Origin of the sequence: Sporosarcina sp. USHLN248 (assembly GCF_037144575.1) — a bacterium.
Lineage (GTDB): Bacteria > Bacillota > Bacilli > Bacillales_A > Planococcaceae > Sporosarcina > Sporosarcina contaminans.
Genome location: NZ_JBBCZC010000089.1, coordinates 1 through 2,398, shown reverse-complemented (window position 1 = coordinate 2,398; position 2,398 = coordinate 1). Strand labels below are relative to the sequence as shown.

Annotated in this window: 2 protein-coding genes; both read right to left on the bottom strand. The window is 39.1% G+C overall.

Annotated elements, in window-relative coordinates; translation table 11 throughout:
• Window positions 1-73 precede the first annotated feature (73 nt).
• Window positions 74-793, bottom strand: a complete 720-nt coding sequence (gene istB / locus WFH04_RS17995; RefSeq protein WP_381481002.1) for an IS21-like element helper ATPase IstB — start codon at window positions 791-793, stop codon at window positions 74-76.
• Between the two features lie 2 nt (window positions 794-795).
• Window positions 796-2,250, bottom strand: a complete 1,455-nt coding sequence (gene istA / locus WFH04_RS17990) for an IS21 family transposase (RefSeq protein WP_336825694.1) — start codon at window positions 2,248-2,250, stop codon at window positions 796-798.
• Between the last annotated feature and the right edge of the window lie 148 nt (window positions 2,251-2,398).

Sequence of the window (2,398 nt, the reverse complement as noted above, 5' to 3'; positions counted from 1 at the left end):
TGTGTTTTGCAAGATAAAAGTGCAGAAGAATGCAATGAAAAATACATAAGCTTGCCAGCCTTCATCTGAGTATTCATTTATGTCTAGAAAGTGCGTTTGTTACCCTAAAACTATCCCCTGTAAAGTTCAATATATGGGCATGGTGTATAACCCGATCTACTAAAGCTGCAGTCAATCTAGAATCACTAAAGACACGATTCCATTGACTGAATTCCAAGTTCGATGTGATGATCAAGCTTTTTTGTTCATACCAGTCGGAGATGAGTTGGAAGAGGAGTTCAGCCCCTTCTTTGTTAAAAGGCACGTACCCCATTTCATCCAAAATGATTAGATCAACACTCTTAAAACGATTCCGAAGCTGTGATAGCTTGCCCTCGCTCCATGCTCTCTCCAATACATCGGCTAAGTCTGAAACTCTATAAAACCGTACCTCAAGCCCCTGTTTACATGCCTCATATCCAATTCCCGTTGCTAAATGAGTTTTTCCGGTGCCGGGGGCCCCTGTTAAAATTAGATTCTCTTTACGGGCGATAAAATTTAGTGTGCATAATTCTTTAGAGTCGATATGTGATGGAAAATGAATTTGTTCACTCCATTGAAACGACGAAAGTGACTTCTTCTGTAAAAATCGCGCCTTCTTAACCAATCGTTCGGCTTTTGCTCCCTCCCGGAGCTGTAGTTCTTTTTGGAACAGAGTTTTTAAAAACTGAGTTGGATCTTCACATGGTATATCTGAGTAAATATCGCTTACATGCGCCAGCCGCAATGTTTTGCACATTTCTTTTAGATCCATTATCACTGCACCTCGTTTCCTGTCTGTGAGGTGTTTTGAAGCTGATCATACTTATTCCAATCAATGTCATAAGGATGGGCCTCGGGTTCTTTTAAAGTGTCCGATTGCCCACCGAGTAAATCATAAAATCGATCATTGATTTCATTCATATCATGATTAGCCAGTAATCCGATAATCCACTTCAGACGTTCCTTACGAATCGTTAGATTCGAGATATTGATGTATTCATATATGCGGCCTGGGAGATAGGCTGAAAAGCGGGAATAGGTTGCAGAACGCGGTTTTGCCAACCAAGCCTTTAGGATAGATTGCCATGGAATCTCACGATTCTTGTGCATATATGGTCTATGGTCCTCATACAAGATTTCACCATGAGGGGATAGTACCTTGAAACGGTCCCAATACTTAACGACAGATAGTTGTGTGTAATTATAGGCCCGAGGAACATAAACTTTCACTTTATCTAAAGTGATTTCTCCATACTTATTTGCCTTCGCTTGTTCTTTTTTAAAAACTGGGTATTCTTCTTGAGGGAGCTCCAATAGATACTGATGCTCTTCTTCCAATAACTCCTGTATGGAAACATGTTTTTTATAATGAATGCGTTGTCGGTCCTCCGTTAGCTGCTGTTCAAGTATTTGGCTAAAGTGATCCAAATCTTTTATGACAGGTGCAGGAGTTATAAAATTGTAGCGAACGTAGCCGACTTTATTTTCCACGTTTCCTTTTTCATTTCCTGAATAGGGATTGCACGCTTGTGGTTCAAATCCGTAATGATTTGCAAATTGAAGGAATTCGTTTGTAAAGACAGCCTCTTCATGCTTATTTCTTGGTTTGATGACAGCGGTCTTCATATTGTCGATACGAATTTTCTTAGGAACTCCGCCTAATTGCTTGAATATCACTTTCATTCCATGTAAAAGACATTCTTGATTTTCACCTGGTAAAGGAATTGCAAATGCGCTATTACTAAAAGGAAGAGTCATAACTAAACATTGAATGTCCACATACATTCCATCTTTAACGGCTCCCATTAATCCAAAATCCAATTGTGCTTCCGCGGGAGGATGGATTAAACGCTCAGAGTTTTTATCTTTTGTTTCATCTTCAATATCTTCTCTTCCTTCACGCCATTCTTTAATGAAATAAGAGACGGTCCGATAGGACCCCTTGAAGCCCATCTTCTGAAGTGCAGAAAATATCCCCTTGTTAGTCCTTCTATCTTTCTTCTTTAGTTTAAGATCTTCCCAAAGCCAATCTCCTACAATTTCTCCCCATTGCTCGTCGTACATCATTCCAGACTTTTTCTTTTTATTTTCTTCAGGGAGTTGATCTCCGTCGGCATACTTTTTTGCTGTTCTCCAGTTAATACCTAGCGTTTTTGATATTTTATTTATGGATAAGGATTTCTGATTCCTCATTAATTTGATACAATTAATTTCAGGCATTGCTAGCATTCCTTTCAACCTCCACTGCATTTGATTCGACACCAATTACAGTAGAGAAATATTGGAAGGCTGGCAAGCCTTTTTTTATTAAAACTTGTGTTGCAACGTTATGTACTTTTCCTCTTCAAAACTCTGTACTTCTATTTTGCACTACACA

Excerpts from the sequence above, each read along its gene's own strand:
- istB (WP_381481002.1), bottom strand. The coding sequence starts at position 793 with ATGGATCTAAAAGAAATGTGCAAAACATTGCGGCTGGCGCATGTAAGC.
- istA (WP_336825694.1), bottom strand. The coding sequence starts at position 2,250 with ATGCTAGCAATGCCTGAAATTAATTGTATCAAATTAATGAGGAATCAG.